This window comes from Lewinella sp. IMCC34191 (assembly GCF_003390935.1).
GTDB lineage: Bacteria > Bacteroidota > Bacteroidia > Chitinophagales > Saprospiraceae > Neolewinella.
Genome location: NZ_QNQZ01000004.1, coordinates 31,771 through 48,347 on the forward strand (window position 1 = coordinate 31,771; position 16,577 = coordinate 48,347).

General features: G+C 56.7%; 17 protein-coding genes. 11 read left to right on the plus strand and 6 right to left on the minus strand.

Features of this window, described 5'->3' with window-relative positions; genetic code table 11:
* Positions 1-104 precede the first annotated feature (104 nt).
* Entirely contained in the window at positions 105-1,661 is a 1,557-nt protein-coding gene (locus DRW39_RS09310; RefSeq protein WP_116106768.1) for a hypothetical protein, read from the plus strand.
* Here DRW39_RS09310 and hemA read toward each other — a convergent pair.
* From hemA to lpxK, 4 genes are all read right to left on the minus strand, one after another.
* Positions 1,658-2,896: a glutamyl-tRNA reductase gene (hemA, locus tag DRW39_RS09315; RefSeq protein WP_157976023.1), complete on the minus strand. Its 1,239-nt coding sequence runs from the start codon at positions 2,894-2,896 to the stop codon at positions 1,658-1,660. The two genes, DRW39_RS09310 and hemA, sit on opposite strands and share 4 nt — an antisense overlap.
* A 213-nt stretch (positions 2,897-3,109) precedes the next feature.
* Positions 3,110-4,039: a calcium/sodium antiporter gene (locus DRW39_RS09320; protein ID WP_116106770.1), complete on the minus strand. Its 930-nt coding sequence runs from the start codon at positions 4,037-4,039 to the stop codon at positions 3,110-3,112.
* A gap of 3 nt (positions 4,040-4,042) precedes the next feature.
* Positions 4,043-5,350: a 1-acyl-sn-glycerol-3-phosphate acyltransferase gene (locus DRW39_RS09325; protein ID WP_116106771.1), complete on the minus strand. Its 1,308-nt coding sequence runs from the start codon at positions 5,348-5,350 to the stop codon at positions 4,043-4,045.
* Between the two features lie 108 nt (positions 5,351-5,458).
* Positions 5,459-6,526 (minus strand): tetraacyldisaccharide 4'-kinase, encoded by a 1,068-nt coding sequence (gene lpxK / locus DRW39_RS09330; RefSeq protein ID WP_198664836.1) that lies wholly within the window; start codon positions 6,524-6,526, stop codon positions 5,459-5,461.
* Between the two features lie 520 nt (positions 6,527-7,046).
* Here lpxK and DRW39_RS09335 point away from each other — a divergent pair.
* Complete coding sequence (locus tag DRW39_RS09335; RefSeq protein WP_157976024.1) at positions 7,047-7,727, plus strand: hypothetical protein; 681 nt, start codon at positions 7,047-7,049, stop codon at positions 7,725-7,727.
* Here DRW39_RS09335 and DRW39_RS09340 read toward each other — a convergent pair.
* A complete protein-coding gene (locus DRW39_RS09340; RefSeq protein WP_116106774.1) occupies positions 7,724-8,485 on the minus strand; it encodes a hypothetical protein in 762 nt (253 codons plus the stop codon). The genes DRW39_RS09335 and DRW39_RS09340 overlap by 4 nt on opposite strands.
* 69 nt (positions 8,486-8,554) lie before the next feature.
* Between DRW39_RS09340 and hemH the strand changes: the two genes are divergently transcribed.
* From hemH to DRW39_RS09355, 3 genes are read left to right on the plus strand one after another with little or no spacing between them, the layout of a single operon-like run.
* Complete coding sequence (gene hemH, locus DRW39_RS09345) at positions 8,555-9,637, plus strand: ferrochelatase (RefSeq protein ID WP_116106775.1); 1,083 nt, start codon at positions 8,555-8,557, stop codon at positions 9,635-9,637.
* Positions 9,634-10,269, plus strand: a complete 636-nt coding sequence (gene bioD, locus DRW39_RS09350; RefSeq protein WP_116106776.1) for a dethiobiotin synthase — start codon at positions 9,634-9,636, stop codon at positions 10,267-10,269. Before hemH ends, bioD begins: the two co-directional genes overlap by 4 nt.
* 16 nt (positions 10,270-10,285) lie before the next feature.
* Positions 10,286-11,287: a glycosyltransferase family 9 protein gene (locus DRW39_RS09355; protein ID WP_116106777.1), complete on the plus strand. Its 1,002-nt coding sequence runs from the start codon at positions 10,286-10,288 to the stop codon at positions 11,285-11,287.
* On the opposite strand, the gene DRW39_RS09360 is transcribed toward DRW39_RS09355, so the two are convergent.
* The gene (locus tag DRW39_RS09360; protein ID WP_157976025.1) at positions 11,267-11,662 is read right to left on the minus strand and encodes a DUF4783 domain-containing protein; all 396 of its coding nucleotides are present in this window, start codon (positions 11,660-11,662) and stop codon (positions 11,267-11,269) included. The genes DRW39_RS09355 and DRW39_RS09360 overlap by 21 nt on opposite strands.
* 252 nt (positions 11,663-11,914) lie before the next feature.
* On the opposite strand from DRW39_RS09360, the gene rplS reads away from it, so the two are divergent.
* The 6 genes from rplS (at position 11,915) to DRW39_RS09390 (ending at position 16,559) form a co-directional block, all read left to right on the plus strand.
* Positions 11,915-12,262, plus strand: coding sequence for a 50S ribosomal protein L19 (gene rplS / locus DRW39_RS09365; protein WP_116106779.1), 348 nt, complete (start codon positions 11,915-11,917; stop codon positions 12,260-12,262).
* 124 nt (positions 12,263-12,386) lie between these two features.
* Positions 12,387-13,757, plus strand: a complete 1,371-nt coding sequence (locus DRW39_RS09370) for a lactate utilization protein B (RefSeq protein ID WP_116106780.1) — start codon at positions 12,387-12,389, stop codon at positions 13,755-13,757.
* Positions 13,754-14,326, plus strand: a complete 573-nt coding sequence (locus tag DRW39_RS09375; protein WP_116106781.1) for a lactate utilization protein C — start codon at positions 13,754-13,756, stop codon at positions 14,324-14,326. The genes DRW39_RS09370 and DRW39_RS09375 overlap by 4 nt, the downstream gene beginning before the upstream one ends.
* Before the next feature lie 176 nt (positions 14,327-14,502).
* The gene (locus tag DRW39_RS09380) at positions 14,503-15,528 is read left to right on the plus strand and encodes a hypothetical protein (protein WP_116106782.1); all 1,026 of its coding nucleotides are present in this window, start codon (positions 14,503-14,505) and stop codon (positions 15,526-15,528) included.
* A 68-nt stretch (positions 15,529-15,596) separates the two neighbouring features.
* Positions 15,597-15,920, plus strand: a complete 324-nt coding sequence (locus DRW39_RS09385; RefSeq protein ID WP_116106783.1) for a hypothetical protein — start codon at positions 15,597-15,599, stop codon at positions 15,918-15,920.
* Between the two features lie 3 nt (positions 15,921-15,923).
* Positions 15,924-16,559 carry an O-methyltransferase gene (locus DRW39_RS09390; protein WP_116106784.1) on the plus strand — a complete coding sequence of 212 codons (636 nt, stop codon included), beginning with the start codon at positions 15,924-15,926 and terminating at the stop codon, positions 16,557-16,559.
* The last annotated feature ends 18 nt before the right edge of the window (positions 16,560-16,577 follow it).

The window sequence follows — 16,577 nt, forward strand, 5'->3', positions numbered from 1 at the left end:
GGGGGAGCGATTCCCCAAATAATCTTCCTGATTGCTACGTGGGTGGCGAAGAAAATGTTTACTAAGGCTTTGTCCTCCAGCAATTTACTGAAACAGTTTATACAATGCCTAAGCAGAAGACCGATGACTTGCTAAAGTTGGTAGGCTCCCTCAATCGCGCCGAGAAGCGCCACTTTCGCCTATTCGTCAAACGCAACCAACAGACCAATAGCGAGCTCCTTTTTCTGCAACTCTTCGACATTCTCGAGCGCACGGGGGAATACGATGAAGGCTACCTTCTAAAGCGGATCGAAGGTATAAAAAAGTCACAGCTAAGCAACCTCAAGGCGCATCTCTACAAGCAACTGCTGACGAGCCTCCGGTTACTCAACCGCAATAAAGACGACGAGATCACCCTCCGGGAAAACCTGGACTACGCCCGCATCCTCTACAATAAAGGGCTGTACCGGCAGGCGCTAGATATATTGGAAAAGGTCAAGAAGCGCGCCGTCGATATTGAATCCCACACCATTGCGCTCGAGACCGCCCAGTTCGAGAAGCTCATCGAGGGGCAGTACATCACGCGTAGCATTGAAGGGCGCGCCGAAGAACTCAGCCAGGAATGTGAATCCCTCACCGACAAGATCGTGAGCAGCAATGCATACTCCAACCTGTCCCTCCGCCTATACGGTCTTTACCTGACCAACGGTCTGGTAAGCACCGAGGAGGAATTCAACAAGGTCGGCGCCTTCTTCCAGGAAAACCTACCGGACGACGATTACGAATCCCTGGATTTCTGGGGCAAGGTTTATTACTGCCAGAGCTACACCTGGATGCACCTGATCCGTCAGGAGTATCCACTCTGTTACCGGTATACGCAACGGTGGGTCGACCTCTTCCGGGAGTCGCCGAAGATGATCGAGGCCAACGCCCCGCTCTACCTCAAGGGTGTGCATAATCACCTGGCTACGCTGTTCAATATGTGGCAGTACGACAAATTCATGGAGGAGCTACATAGCCTGGACCTCTTTCCCCACCAATTCGACCTGACCAACAACGTCAACGTAGCCGGACTGTACCACCTCTACCAGTTCGACCACCAGATCCGCCGGCACTATATGGAAGGGACCTTCACCGAAGGCCTGGGGCTGGTACCGCAAATCATGGAAGTGATCGGGGACAACCGCTACAATTGGGACGATCACCGCAATATGATCTTCTATTACCGGATCGCCTGTCTCTACTTCGGCAGTGGCGACAACGACTCGGCCATCGACTACCTCAACCTGATCATCAATCAAAGAAGCCCGAACTACCGCTCCGATATCCAGGCCTACGCCCGCATTCTGAGCCTGATCTGTCACTTCGAGATGGGCAACGTTCAGCTCGTCGAATACCAGGTAAAAAGCGTTTACCGCTTCCTATCCAAGGTCGAGCACTTACAGGAAACCCAACAGATCATCTTCCGCTTTCTGCGTCGTATCCCGCGCATTCGGGAGGCGGATTTGCACGATGAATTCGTCGAGCTAAAGCAGCGACTGGATCGGGTGGCGAAAAAGCCCTTCGAATCACGACCCTTCACCTACCTGGATATTCCCAGTTGGCTGGAATCCAAGATTGAAGGGGTATCCGTACAGGAGGTAATCCGTCGGCAATTTGAAGAGCAGCGGGAGCTGGCTTAGTCTTTGCTCAGGACGGCTTCGCGAGCCGCTTTCATGGGAATGCCAATGCATCGCTTTTCCATGTAGAGCATCATGCGGTCCATGAGCTCGCGGACATCCGGGTCCAGGTCCTCCAGCTCTTTGCGAAATACTTTGTTGACCGCGTTATGCCGAATTTCCTTGATCTGTCCGGGTACGTGTACCATCGCCCGCTCGATCAGCCGGGTCTGGTATAGCGTTTCCGTTTCCTTGAGGTGACGATCGAGAATATCGTGCGCGAGATCGACCTCCCGGCGGCGGAAATCCATATTCTTTCCCGCCAGGGAACGCAGATGCTCGATGGCGATGTAGGTGAAAGGGAAAGCCTTCACGGTAGCTTCGGCCACGTCAGCGGGAACGCCGAGGTCGACGACAATCTTTTCGGTGGCCTGCTCACCCGCTAACAATTGCTCGAAGCGGGCCGGTGTGATGATGGCTTCTGATGAAGCGGTACAAACGAATAGGACGTCGAATCCACCGGTGTATTGGTCTAACTCGTCTAGTTGTATGCCCTTACCCTTGGCGAATCCGGCAGCCAGTTGCTGCGCCCGGGCCAGCGTCCGGTTAGCTACGGTGACGTCGTTATACCCTTGCTTCCGCAGGAATTTGGCCACCAGTACGTTGGTCTGGCCGGCACCAACCAGCAGGATGCGGGACCGCCGACTCGGAGCGTGGCGCTGCAATTCCTGCATCGAAAGGGAAACGATGGAAACGGATTTCTCACCGATGCGGGTGTTGGCGTAGATGTCTTTCGCAGCTAACACCGCCTGATTCGTGATGATGCGGAGATCGTCGCCGATCAAGCCCCATTTGCGGCAGGTTTCCTGGCTTTCCCGCAACTGGCCAAGAATTTGGCGCTCACCTACGACCAGGGAGTCGATGGAGCCGGCTACTTCATATAGGTGGCGGATAGCCTTTAGCCCGTTGAAGTGCCGTAGCTTGGTGGTGGCTGCTTCGGCTTGGGGAAGAAGCTGACGGCGAAAATCGTCGTCGATAGCCAACTCCGTCGTAAAAAGCAGCAGAATACGGTTGCAAGTAGCAGCGTAAAAGACCTCCTTCATGATGCCCGATTCCCGCAGGCGGAGCAGATTGCTTTGCAATCCGTCACCTCCCTCGAATGCGGCTACCAGCTCGCCAATTTCCTTGAGTTTGGCATCGCGGTGAGTAAGGGTAAGAATGTGGAAATGCTGCAGCATAAATGGGGTCGAAACGGCCACAAAGATAATTTATCGCTTTAGGGCTTCTGTCACGTAGGGGTAGAATTAGTACGCTAGTCTTTTAGTCTTTAGTCCGCAATGCCTTGGAGCAGGTATTGGTTTAAACACTTGGCCTTCGCGCGCAAACTTTGTGGATGAATGACACGGAAGATTAAACGCTCAAGATGCCCTTAGTAGTCCTCTGTCCAACGACGGACGTACTGCGATAACAGATCAACCAGCTTCCTGGATGATGGCGGAGAAGTACCAAGCGTAAAACAATAGTAAAACGTAGCCTTCCCAGCGGGTAATCTTCCGATTGTTGCTCATAACACCCAGCAGCACCGTCATGACTATCATGAGAGGTAGATATACATCGATGATCGATTGCGGAATGGTTAACGGCCCGATGAGCCGGGGGATGGCCATGACGATAAAGGTGTTGAAGATGTTGGACCCCAGGGCATTGCCCACCGCAATCGATGCTTTTCCCTTTCGCGCCGCCGCAAGACTGACCGCCACCTCCGGGAGACTGGTTCCTACCGCGACAGCCGACAGGGCGATCACGCTCGGGGCAATATTGAGCAGGAGGCTGATATTGGTGATCGCGTCAATGACATAGGTGGCCGAGATACTAACGACGGCACCCCCGAGTAGAAGCAGTAGGTAGTCTTTCGTTCCGGCGTGGGGCCGGTCCTCCTTATCGGGTTTTTCCTGGTCCTTGAGACTGTAGGCCAGAAAGATCACGATGCCACCCATAAACAGGGCGCTTTCAAAGAGACTCAGATCGCCGTCCATGACGGAGAAATAGAGCAGGAAAGCGCTTCCCCACAGGAAGGGGATATCGATGTGCCAGAGATTGTACTCCAGGTCGATGTTTTTGACGACCACCGCGGTTAAGCCCAGGACCAGGGCGATATTCGTAATGTTAGAACCGACCACATTGCCAACGACAATCTGGCTGGCACCCTCCATAACCGATACGATGCTGGTCGCCAACTCAGGTAAAGAGGTGCCGAAGGCGACAATGGTGACTCCGATGATGAAGGGGCTGATACCGAGGGATAATCCGATCCGTTCCGCTGATTCCACGAATCGGTCACTCGACCACAAGAGCGCGGCTATGGCTACGAAGAAAATGCCTGCTTGTATCGCCAACTCCATAAATCAGGATATTGGGGTTGCGGCCCGGGAAGCCGGAGCGGCCGACTCGAATTCGGGTAGCCGATTCATCATTTGCTTCCGCAAATCACGCAGTGTTTCGTCGGACTGCCCGTTGCCGCTAAATCGTCCGGCCCAGTAGGGGCGGTAAGTAACCCAGTAGCGAAGCGCGAACAGACCAGAAACGGGCAAGCTGAGGAGGTATAGCCAACCCATTGCCTCCGGGAAAAGCAGGTTGAACAGTAGCGTCTGAACGAGGTACAGGATGGGAAGTAAAAACCACGATGCCAGGGTCTGGAAGGTGGCCTTGTATCCTCTATCTATACCCAATGCCTTCCAGATTCCGCGAATCAACAAGAGCCAGGGCAGGTGATTGATGAGCCCGTATAGAAAGAGCGGCAGGGACAGTAAGAGTCCGACCGATAACTTACGCTGTGGGTGGTTACTGAATTCCACGTCCAGTTGACCGGTTTGTCGAAGGAGCGCGTCGTACTCGCCGGCCAGGGTGCACAAAGATTCCCGGTCTTCCTGGTCCAGGCGGCGCAGCCAGTCGAGCATATTCTTCGTCCGGTAGTGGTGCCGACTGACCGTGAGGGGCCGGTCGTTCTGCACGCTGCGATCCAGGCGGCGAAGACAGCGTTCCTCGGCTTTGTCGGTGGTGTGGACGAGCAGGTTCTGCATCCGGTCGCTCAACTCGTTGGTCAGCGCACGCACCGCCCGCATCGGGCTCTTTTCGTACTGTTCACGCCACTCCGCCGCCCGGATCGGCTCCCCGTAGCGGACGAAAGCCCGGCTAAAGCAGGTGGTGGGACTCTCGTAGTTGATGCCGACGGGCTGCAGCGTCACGCCCAGTTTCCAATCGTTCCGGGCTTCGCCCTCTAGTGCCAGGCTGGCCGCACCGGCTTTGATCTTCCGCAGCCTGCGCTCCAGTTCGGAATAGGCCTCAGGAGCGATATACATGATCTTGCCCGTCTCCAACGCCTGAAAGGTGCGATTGAACACCTCGTCCTTCCCTCCCTTGTCTGCGCCGGCTTCCTTGTCTTTCGGGCGCGCGACGGGTATGCAGAAGGGATCGATAATGAAGGCCATCACCGGATTGAGCCACAGACCGGCATTGGCCAGGAAGTAGGTCTGGTAATCGAGGTGAATGCCGGCCATCAGCGGATCGGCCAGCGTATTGGGGTGATTGCCGCACAGCAGCATCGGGCCGGGGTGGTTGGCATTTGCCACCCCTTCCGTTTCCATGGAGGGGTAGAAAATTCGCAGCATCCAGCGGCTCATAAAGTGCAGGACCCAGAAAAAGGGTTTCGACATAGCGCGTAGGTCAATAAGGATGCAAAGTAGGCATAATCCCCGGCGGGCAGGAAGTCTGCCCCGCGAAGCCGTTTCACCGCTCAGGCGGCGCGTTCAATAAACGGGGCGTCAAGCCTCGAATGCTATGAGGTAATCTCGGATGAGACCATTGAAGGTGTCCCCCTCACCGAAGTGGAATTTCACCTCCGTCGGCAGAACGAAAACTGGCAAATTCTCCCTGGCGATGAAATCGCGGTGTATTTCGAGCCGCGTGGCGTCCTTTTCGGTCGTGATGATCGCCCGGTGGCGACCTTCTAATTCGTCGTACCTCCTCTTCAGGTTCCCCATATCGCTGCCCGTAAAGTAGTGGTGGTCGGCGTACTCCAGACTGCGAACGGTACGGGCGACGGAGCGCAGGTGTTGAAGCAGGTAATCCGTATTGGCAATAGCCGATATCAGTAGCACATCGATGCCCTCCTCCATTCGCAGCCGGTAGCGGCCATCCAGGAAATAATAGGGCGCGGCGTAGTCGTAATAGCTGAAGAAGATCCGTTGGTGATCGTAGGGCTCGATTTCCTCGATCAGGGCATCCGCCGCCGCCCGGTCGAGGTCGGGCGGGCATTTGGATACCACGATCACGTCGGCTCGCTCGTAGCCGCTGCGCCATTCCCGCAGGCGGCCACTCGGTAGCAAATAATCGCGGGTGAAGGGCAACTCGTACTGCGTGAGCAGGAGGTTCAGTCCCGGCTTTACGGCCCGGTGTTGAAAAGCATCGTCCAGCAGGACCAGCTGCGTGTCCGGTCGGCGCCCCACGATCTCCGGTATGGCGAAGGCCCGTTCCTCGGCCACCGTGACCATGACATCGGGGAATTTTCGGGCGTACTGCAGCGGCTCATCGCCGACTTCTTCGACCGTCATCCCCGGGTCGACAACCAGGAACCCCCGCGTTTTGCGGCGGTATCCGCGGCTGAGGGTAGCAATCTGTAAGTAGGGATCCAATAAACGGATGAGGTATTCAATGTGGGGAGTTTTGCCGGCTCCGCCCACGGACAGGTTACCGACGCAGATCACCGGTACCGAAAAGGATATGCCGCGCAGGATGCCCCGCCGGTAGGCCCAGTTACGGAAGCCCACGCCGGCCCCGTAGAGCAGCGACACGGGCGCGAGTAAGAGTTTTGCCAGATTGGACTGTACCATGTGGTACAATAGTACGGTGACCGGGGATATCCGACCGGCCCCGCCCCGAAGTTCGGGGCATGCCTCTACTGCGGAAGACATTGGAGTACCACCTCCCGGAGGTGATGCTGGGGCACTTGCTGCTTGCGGGTGTATACGGGCATTTATCCCCTGTAGTACTACTGGGAGTCTGGCAAGTGGCCTATATAGGTCAATAGTGTCCTTCCTGCTTTTCCCGACCTCAATTTGCCTTGGCGCGGTGGCAAATAGGCAGCCGATCTTGCCTAACCCCTGCCCTACCCCACGCTTACTCGGGAAGAATCAGAAAGGGAGGCAAATCCATTTTTTCCCTGAAATTCCGGCAACATGATCGATCATTTAGGATATTTCAGCGATATTCCACCGAAATATCCGCTTCAACCAACGGTGTTCGCCGGGGATACTCTTAGCACAGCCGCTCTCTGTGAATCGACTGTATTGCCGAAACTTCAGCGCTTATGATCTCTGCACGGCTCGACGCCGACCTCCTTCAGCGAATCGCGTGTACCGCGCAACAGGTATCATGAAGGGCCGGGAACGAATCATACCGCTCGCGCCGATCCGCAACGCATTCACCAAGGATAGCGCGGCGGACCAACGGGTAACGCATGCCGGATTCACCGATCTGAGCTTTCGTATCAAAGCCATATGGGTAGCCGAACTTAAATTGATCATTGGGGAACAGAACTTACCCGACAACATATCCACCTGGCGACGAATCAGCGAGGTAGGTGATATGATAGCCGGCACCACGAATTTTATTTTGGACCGGGGGTTACCAAGTCACCGGATGCTTCTATCCGTGTCCGTCGGTATACGGCAAATGCCCTGGCGGGGGAAGCCAACCTTCGTACAGTGCGCCATTCTTAAGCGTCCGCAAGAGGCCGTGACCTTTCCGAACCGGGCACAAGTATTGCGGAAGGATGCCTGGCAATACGTGCATAGTCTGCAGGAAGATCTGGCAGACCGAGGAATCAGTGTAAACGTCGCGCTACTCGACCAGGAGAACCTGCACCTCATCGTCCGCAATGAATCGGAGTCGCCGGAATCCAACGCATTTATGCTGAAGATACGGGACTACATCGGCAATAAGCTGGTGGCGCTTCCTCACAAGATAACCGTCCATACCCTTGCCTACCCTTCCCCGCCGATCATTCAGTCCAGGCCCCCCCATCGGGACTAGCCCGCGTAGAATAATTGCCGTTGATTGATGGCATTCCGCAGCACGCTAGCTGCGATCAGGATTATACCTGCGCTCGCCGCCCAAAAAATGAAGCGGGCATCCTGCTGCTCTACCGCAATCGCGACAAGCGCCCACGCAACGGTTAAACCATACACGCAATCTTCCCGCAGGGTCAGGTAACAACCCAGTACGGTGAGGATGAGGACAAAGCCTGCCGCTAGCGTAATCTGCGTAGCATCCGGAACCGCCAGGCCCAACTGTTGTAGGGCGAGAGCCAAGGAGATGACCGTGGCACCGGAGATCCAGCCCAGATACATGGAGGGAGCAAAATACGTCCAGGCGAATGCAGGCCTCCCCACTTCCACAGCGTGCCGTCGGAGGGCAACGTAGGCGCCGAGCAGGGCTACGAGATGCCAGAGTAAATCGACGGCTCCCCACAGGAAATTACTGCCGAAGCTAATCGGCACGAAGGCGATGCTGGCCAATCCCGCCACTACAAGAAAGCGGTAAGCGCGCAACAGGTGGGGTGTCGCTTCCCGGGCGCGAAATTGCAGGGCGGCAAACAGGATCATGCCCGTGAAGATCACCCCCCATATGCTAAAAGCGTAGCCCGCGGCGTCGACCCGCGTATCGGCCCCATCGGTGAAGCGATCCTGGGAGATATCGAGAAGGATCGGCAGGTAGTTGGCCACCGGAACCAGAATAAATGTAACCAGTAGTATAATTCGCCAGGTGCGCAGACTCGTGGAATTGTCCATTGCTTTTATTCATACAACCGAACGACCGCTCCGGGGTTAGTTTGACACACCTTATCAACCGCCTTATTTATGGCTTTGCAGTCACATTACGGAAAACAGGGCGTCCTGCTCGTCAACCTGGGCACACCGGACGAGCCCACCCCGGCCGCCGTAAACCGTTACCTCGGGGAGTTCCTGACCGATCCAAGGGTCATCGATAACCTGCCCGGCGTGGCTCAACAGTTACTCGTGCGGGGAATCATCGCTCCGGTCCGGTCGGGCATCGTCAATCCATTCAAGGCCGGCGGTTCGACCAAGCTGTACCAGGAGTTGTGGACGGAAAACGGGAGCCCCCTCAAGTATTACGGCGAGGTGGTCACCGAAAAGGTAGCCGCGGCCCTCGGTGACGACTATGCCGTCCGGCTCGCCATGCGCTACCAGAACCCGAGTATCGAGTCCGCGCTGGATGAATTACTGGCCGAGCAGGTGTCCGGCATTCTCGTCTTTCCGCTCTTTCCCCAGTATGCAAGCGCGACTACCGGATCGGTCCACCAGGAGGTGATGCGTATCCTATCTAAGCGACAGACCATTCCGCCCGTCCAATTGGTCAATAGCTACTACAAGCAACCGGAGCTGATTCAGGTATTTGCCGACAATGCCCGGGAGATGGGAGACCTGGATCAGTACGATCATATCCTATTCAGTTACCACGGCCTGCCGCAACGCCAGTTGAAGAAGGCCGACGACTGCAACCATTGTTACCAGGTGGAGGGATGCTGCTCGTCCATATCGCGGGTGAATCAGTTCTGCTATAGCGCGCAGTGCCACGCAACGACCCGCGCCATCGCGGCCGAGCTCGATTTACCGCCCGAGCGGTACACCACTTGTTTCCAAAGCCGGCTTGGTTTTGACGACTGGGCAAAGCCGTATACCATCGACACCATAGAAGAATGGGCGACGGAGCGCAGGGCAAAACGCCTGTTATGTTTTAGTCCGGCCTTCGTAGCCGACTGTCTGGAGACCACGATCGAAATCGGCGTGGAATACCAGGAAGAATTCGAGAAGTGGGGCGGAGAGCGCATCGACCTGGTCCCGAGCCTGAACGCCGATCCCCGGTGGATTGCCGCACTGGTGAGTATGATCCGTTCGGAAACCCGGGAAGTCGTAGCATGAAGAAAGGGTACTTTGTAAGTGGCATCGGAACGGATGTGGGTAAAACGGTAGCCAGCGCCTTTCTACAATTGGCCCTGGATGCCGATTACTGGAAGCCGGTACAGGCGGGCGACCTGGACTTTGGCGATCGGGATCGCGTACAGTCCTGGACCGGGTTACCGGCCGAGCGCTACCACCCCGAACGATACCGGCTCAACACGCCCGCCAGCCCCCACTATGCCGCGCGGGTCGACGGGCTGGACATTTCTCTTGCTGACTTTACGCTGCCCCCTACTGAACGCACCCTACTGGTGGAAGGGGCCGGTGGCCTCCTGGTTCCCCTCAACGAGAACGATTGTATGATCGACCTGGCGGCGCGGCTGGGCATGCCCGTCATCCTGGTGGTCCGTCACTATTTGGGCAGTATAAATCACACCCTGCTGAGCCTGGAAGCGCTGCGTAGCCGTGGCCTCACCTGTGCCGGTATGGTACTGAGCGGACAGCCCAATGAGGAGTCAACCCGAATCATCCAAAGCCTGACCGGGGTGCGAATCTTGGCGAGGCTTCCCGAGCTGCCAGCGGTGCACTTGGAGGCTATCCATACGATGGTGACCGAGGAGGCGGACGAAGCGTTCTACGAGGCCCTCGACTAGTGCTACCTTTGCGATCGTGGCATTTCCAAAGGTCCTAATCATTCGCTTTTCCTCCATTGGAGACATTATCCTGACGACGCCGGTCATTCGGTGCGTGAAGCAGCAGACGGGGGGGGAGGTCCATTTTCTGACCAAAAAATCCTTTGCGGCTACCCTGCGCCACAATCCGTACGTGGACCGGCTGTGGACCATCGAGCGGGAGGTGAGCGAAGTGGCCGCCGGTCTGGTGAGGGAAGGCTTTACGCACGTGGTCGACCTGCACGGCAATCTGCGAAGTTTGGAAACCAAGCAGCGGCTATGGTGGGGGCACCTCCTGGCCGGTCGGCGACCGCCACGCATGCATACGTTTGACAAACTGAACTTCCGGAAGTTCCTGCTGACGCGCTTTCGGCTGGACCGCATGCCGGAGATACACATCGTGGACCGCTATCTCGGGGCAGCCAAAGATTTGGGGGTCTCGAACGACCGGTTAGGATTAGACTACTTTATCGCCGCAGAAGAACAGGTAGTTGGTCCAGAAGAAGATTACGTGGCCTTCGTTATCGGGGCCGCGCACGCCACGAAGTGTCTGGAGGAAACACAGATCGGGCGTCTATGCCAACGTATCGATCAACCGATCTTGCTGCTGGGTGGCCCCGGAGAGGCGGCCCTGGGGCAACGGATTGCGGAGCAGCACGCACACGTGACGAATGCCTGTGGAAAGTATTCGCTGAACGGTTCGGCGGACCTGGTACGGCGGGCGGCGGTGGTCCTGACCCACGACACCGGCTTGATGCACATTGCTGCGGCTTACCGGCGACCCATCGTAAGTGTTTGGGGGAATACGGTCCCGGAACTGGGTATGTATCCGTATCTGCCGGCGGGGCCGCAGCCGGTGCTGGCGGAGGTGAAGGGGTTAGCCTGCCGGCCGTGCTCGAAAATTGGCTACGCGACCTGTCCGCAGGGACATTTTGAGTGCATGCGGGAGCAGAATTTGCAGGCGATTGCCCAATCGGTCTTACTCGCGGTCGAAACGTAGTTCCTGCAGGACCATACGATCCGCCTTTTTGGCGATGTAGATGTAAATCCGGAAGGAGCCGTCCTTAGTGGCCAGGTTACCAATGCAGTATTCGGCATCGTCGGACTTGGAAGAGCCCTGGTGTACCTGACTGAAGCCGGAGGGAGGATGAGCGGCAAAGAAAGCCGATAGTTTCTGGATAGCCTGGTCGCGGGAGTACAGATTCTCGTCTTCGAGCAGGCTAAGTTCCACTTCGGCATCCATAGCAGCGGCCAGTGCCTGGGTATCGCCGGACCCGAGGGCCTGGGTGATTCCCGAGAGCGTCTGGCCATGGGCCACGCCGGTCGCCACGAAAGGGGCGAACGAGATGGCGAGGATGAAGCAGATAGATTTCATAAGCATGTTGCTAAGTAAACGTAAAAACGTTCGGCCTGGGTATAGGTTAGGTAAGGTACCGTTAAAGTAAGGGGATTTGCAGGTAAACACTCATCGGATAAGGCGTCACACCTTAACGTTTCTAACCGTAGATCAGCCATTCAGCCGGTTTTCGGGAAAAAGTACGGCAAGATCTGCTGCCTGGGTTTGGTGATTGCCAGAATAACAACTACCTTTGCGGGCCGCTACGAGCGGTCAAAATATACAGCAGCCATGGACGCCATCTCCTTCGTACACGAACAAGTTAGCAAGCAGAAAGAATTCCCTCAGTTCCGCGCCGGTGATACCATTATCGTCGACTACCTCATTACGGAGGGGGAAAAGTCGCGTATCCAGCAGTTCCGCGGTGACGTGATCCAGATCAAGGGTGAAGGCCTGACCAAGACCTTTACCGTTCGCAAAGTATCCAACGGCGTGGGCGTAGAGCGGATTTTCCCAATGTCTTCTCCCAGCATCGATGGCATTTCCATCGTGAAGAAGGGTAAGGTTCGTCGCAGCCGCCTCTTCTACCTCCGCGATCGCGTTGGTAAGAAGGCCCGTATCAAGGAGCGTCGCATGTAAGCGTAAGCGCCCCCGAGAATTACTTCGTAGCCCGGCTTTCTTCTGGAAGGCCGGGCTTTGTTTTGTGTCCCCTTACCCTACAGTACGGGATAGCCGAATACATCGATGACCGTACCTTACGGTTATGTCCCACGCCAAACGCGCCGCCACCTTCTTATTGGATGAATCCCGAACGGACTGGCACGACCAATCTCTGTGGCAGGTCCGTTCCAAAAGGGACGGCAGCATCGCCGGTATACCCGAATGGGAGGCTCTACGCCAGTTGGGGTCGGACATCAAGGATAACGTTCTCAGCAATCTGGATACCTACCTCGAGCAATTCGAGGAGAATGCCCGGGCCAATGGCATAGTCGTCCACTGGGCTAAGGATGCCGCCGAGCATAACGCTATCGTGCACGGCATCCTGGAAAAGCACGGCGTGGACCGGATCGTGAAGTCCAAATCCATGCTCACCGAGGAGTGTCATCTTAACGAGTACCTGACCGAGCAGAGCGTGGAGGTGGTGGATACGGACCTCGGCGAGCGAATCATCCAGTTGAAGAAAGAGCCGCCGAGCCACATCGTGATGCCGGCGATTCACCTGAAGAAGGAGGAGATCGGCCAGCTCTTTCACGAGCAACTCGGCACCGACGAGGGAGCCAGCGACCCCCAGTACCTCACCGAAGCGGCCCGGCAGCACCTGCGAGAGAAGTTCCTCGCCGCCAAGGCGGCCGTCACCGGCGTCAATTTCGCGCTAGCCGATACCGGGGGTATCGTCGTATGCACCAATGAGGGTAATGCAGACATGGGCGTGCACCTCGCCCCGGTGCAGATCCATTGCATGGGCATCGAAAAAGTGATTCCGAAAGCAGAGCACCTCGGCGTATTCACGCGCCTGCTCGGCCGCAGTGCCACGGGTCAGCCGATCACGATCTATACCAGCCACCACCACAAGCCGAAGCCGGGTGGGGAAATGCACGTCGTCATCGTCGACAACGGCCGGACCCGACAACTCGGGCGGGAGGATTTTCGCAATAGCCTGAAGTGCATCCGCTGCGGTGCCTGCATGAATACCTGTCCGATTTACCGGCGGAGCGGTGGCCACAGTTATGACCACACGATTCCCGGCCCCATCGGGAGCATCCTTTCACCGGGGATCGACCTGAAAAAACACGGTGACCTCGCCTTCGCCTCTACCCTGTGCGGTAGTTGTTCGGACGTCTGCCCGGTCAAGATTGACATCCACGACCAGTTGTACAAGTGGCGCCAGGTCGTCAGCCAGGAGGGGCACCTCGATACGTCGAAACGGCTTCCCCTGCTGGGAGCGGGAACCGCGCTCCGTAGCAACGGCCTGTATAACTTTATGGGAAAAGCCGCCAGGGTCGCCTTGAACCTGGCGCCGCGGGCGGCCATCTATAACCGGTTCAACGCCTGGGGAAAAAGCCGGGAACTACCGGAATCACCTAAGGAAAGCTTCAAGGAGTGGTACGACCGGCAGGAAAAGCATAACGCATGAGCAGCAAAGCAGCCATACTGGCGGATATCCGCAAGAACAAACCGGAAGATCGGCCGCTTCCAAGCCTGCCTCCCGACCCTAGTGAATCCGCTACGGATGACTGGGAAGTTGCTTTTCGGGAAGTGCTGGCCGCGAGTAAGACCACCTTCGTAGCGCCCAGTGAACTCGCTGATTACATCCGGGGGGCGGGGTATGATACGATCGCCTCCAACGTCCCCGAATTCGACGGCAATCTTGACCTCGGCACGATAGCGGATCCGCTGCAGCTCGCCGGAGTGGATCTGGCTATCCTGCCTGCGCGCGTAGGAGTAGCGGAAAACGGAGCGATGTGGGTCAGCGAAACCGAAGCCGTTCACCGTATTCTACCCTTTATTACCCAGCACCTGATTCTCCTTTTGGATCGGCAAGACCTGGTAGGCACCATGCACGAAGCTTACCGCAAAATCAGGGTCAATGATACCGGGTTCGGCGTTTTTATTGCGGGACCGAGTAAAACCGCCGATATTGAACAGAGTCTGGTGATCGGCGCACACGGCCCGCGAAGCCTGGTTGTCTGCCTGCGCGATTAGCCGGCCAGGAGTAGCGAAGGTCAAAGTATATCCAACGCAACTTTAACATTTGATCGTAATACTAAAGCGTGTCCAAGCGTTTAGTAGCTCGTCCAACCACGGTATGGACACCAATCGGGTAAGGCCCGGCTGTTGCACCAGCATACTGGATTTACCCATCACCAAACCAACGCCATATGGCAACCATTCAGAATAATCCTTCTTCGGAACCCAATAAATTCACCCCGGCCCCTAAACCGCAGAAAAGCCGGACCACCATGTTGGGCGTCATTATTGCCGTCCTGACCATCGCCCTGGTCGTACTGGGCATCAGCTTCATGAACCGCGGCACGGAAAACGCCCAATTATCCACCGAGCTCGTGGAAATGGAGCAGTTCAAGGCCCAAGCCGAGAAGCAGTACTACGAGTCGCTGGCGGAGCTGGAAGAGATGCGTGGCAGCAACGAGGAATTGAATGCCCTTATCGACCAGCAGAAGGAAGAACTGCGCCTCCAGAACGAAAAGATCACCAGCCTGACGCGTGATTCCCGTAACCTGGCCGCCGCCCGCCGGGAACTGGCCGAACTGAAGGAAAATACGACCGGCTACCTGGCCGAACTGGAAGAACTCCGGGTCGCCAACGCCGAGTTGTCCGAGCAAAACGAGCAGCTTTCTACCGAACGCGATATGCTGAGCAATGATCTGCAGGTAAGCCAGCAGACCAACGAGCAGCTCAACAGCGAGCGTGCCGTACTGGTGAGCGAGCGGGAAGAACTAGCCAACCGGAACAGCATGCTGAACCAAAAGGTGAACGTCGCTAGTGTCCTGAAGACCAATAACATCACCGCCGAAGGTCAGAAGCAGCGCAACAGTGGCCGCTGGGTGGGTCGTAACAACGCCAAGAACGTCGAGCGGCTGTACGTCTGTTTCAACAGTCTGGATAATGCCGTCGCCACGCCCGGCGAGGAAACCTTCCAGATGCGTATCGTCAATCCCAACGGCGAAACCCTGAGCATCGAAGCCGAAGGCAGTGGCGTACTGACGACCAGCGAAGGCGAACAGGTACCCTACACCAAAAACGTGCCTTTCAACTTCCAGGGCGATGCCGCTAATCACTGCGCCGAATGGAACGTTCCCGGCCAGGAATTCCTGGAGGGCGTATACACCGTCGAGCTTTACAACAAAGGTTCCCTCGTTGGAACCACGGAAATGGAACTGAAGTAAACCGCTTCATCCGTTCATTGAAAAGGGCTGTCTCCGGAGCGGGGCAGCCCTTTTCTTATCTTTGCCCCATGCCGATTGATCAGGTAACCGCCCTATTGTTTCGCCGGGATTTTGGTCTGCCGGCAACCTCGCTGACCGAGGAGGAACTCATCGACTGGCTCACGGCAAAAGTGGGAGAAATGATGCGGTACCGGCCGGAGCAACTCATGAGTCTTTGCTATACGCTGGATCTTTCGGAAGCGCTCGTTGCCGATGCGCTCGACCCCACCGCAAGCAGGCCCGAGCCGCCCTTCCGAACCCTGGCCCGGTTGCTTTACGAACGACAATGCGCACGAGCCCGGACAAAAAATAACGTTACGGTCCGTGAGCTGGACGATCCGAATGCCTGGTAGCCGATGCGAGACCTGATTGATGAACTGTTTGAGTATGCGGAGTCCGTTTCGGGCCCGGTGCCTGATTACCTGCGGGAAATTGAACGGCAAACCTTCCTGAAGACCATTGCCCCGCAAATGATGAGCGGCCAACTCCAGGGAAGACTATTGTCGCTGCTGGCTAAGCTCGTGCAACCGGATCGCGCCCTGGAGATCGGAACCTTTACAGCCTACGCTACCCTTTGCCTGGCCGAGGGTCTCGCGACGGATGGCGTTCTGCACACGATAGAGGGAGATGCGGAGCGGGCCGCAATAGCAAAGAGGCACATTAGCAAATCCCCGTACCACCGGCAAATAGAACTGCACGTCGGTGATGCCCGCGAAATCCTGCCCCAACTGCCCTATGACTTCGACTTGGTGTTTCTGGACGGCGATAAGATCGGATATCCCGATTACTACCAACTGCTGATCGAACGAATTCGGCCCGGCGGTCTGCTCATCGCCGATAATGTACTATGGGACGGAAAAACTCCAAAGAAAGCTACCGGACGGGTAGCGGAGCGTCTTGGTGCGTACAATGAGCTCCTCCGCGCTGATCCGCGCGTGGAGGTCGTTGTGCTGCCGCTGCGGGACGGGCTGTCGGTAGCGAGAAGGCGATAATGAACAAGTAACCGGTGT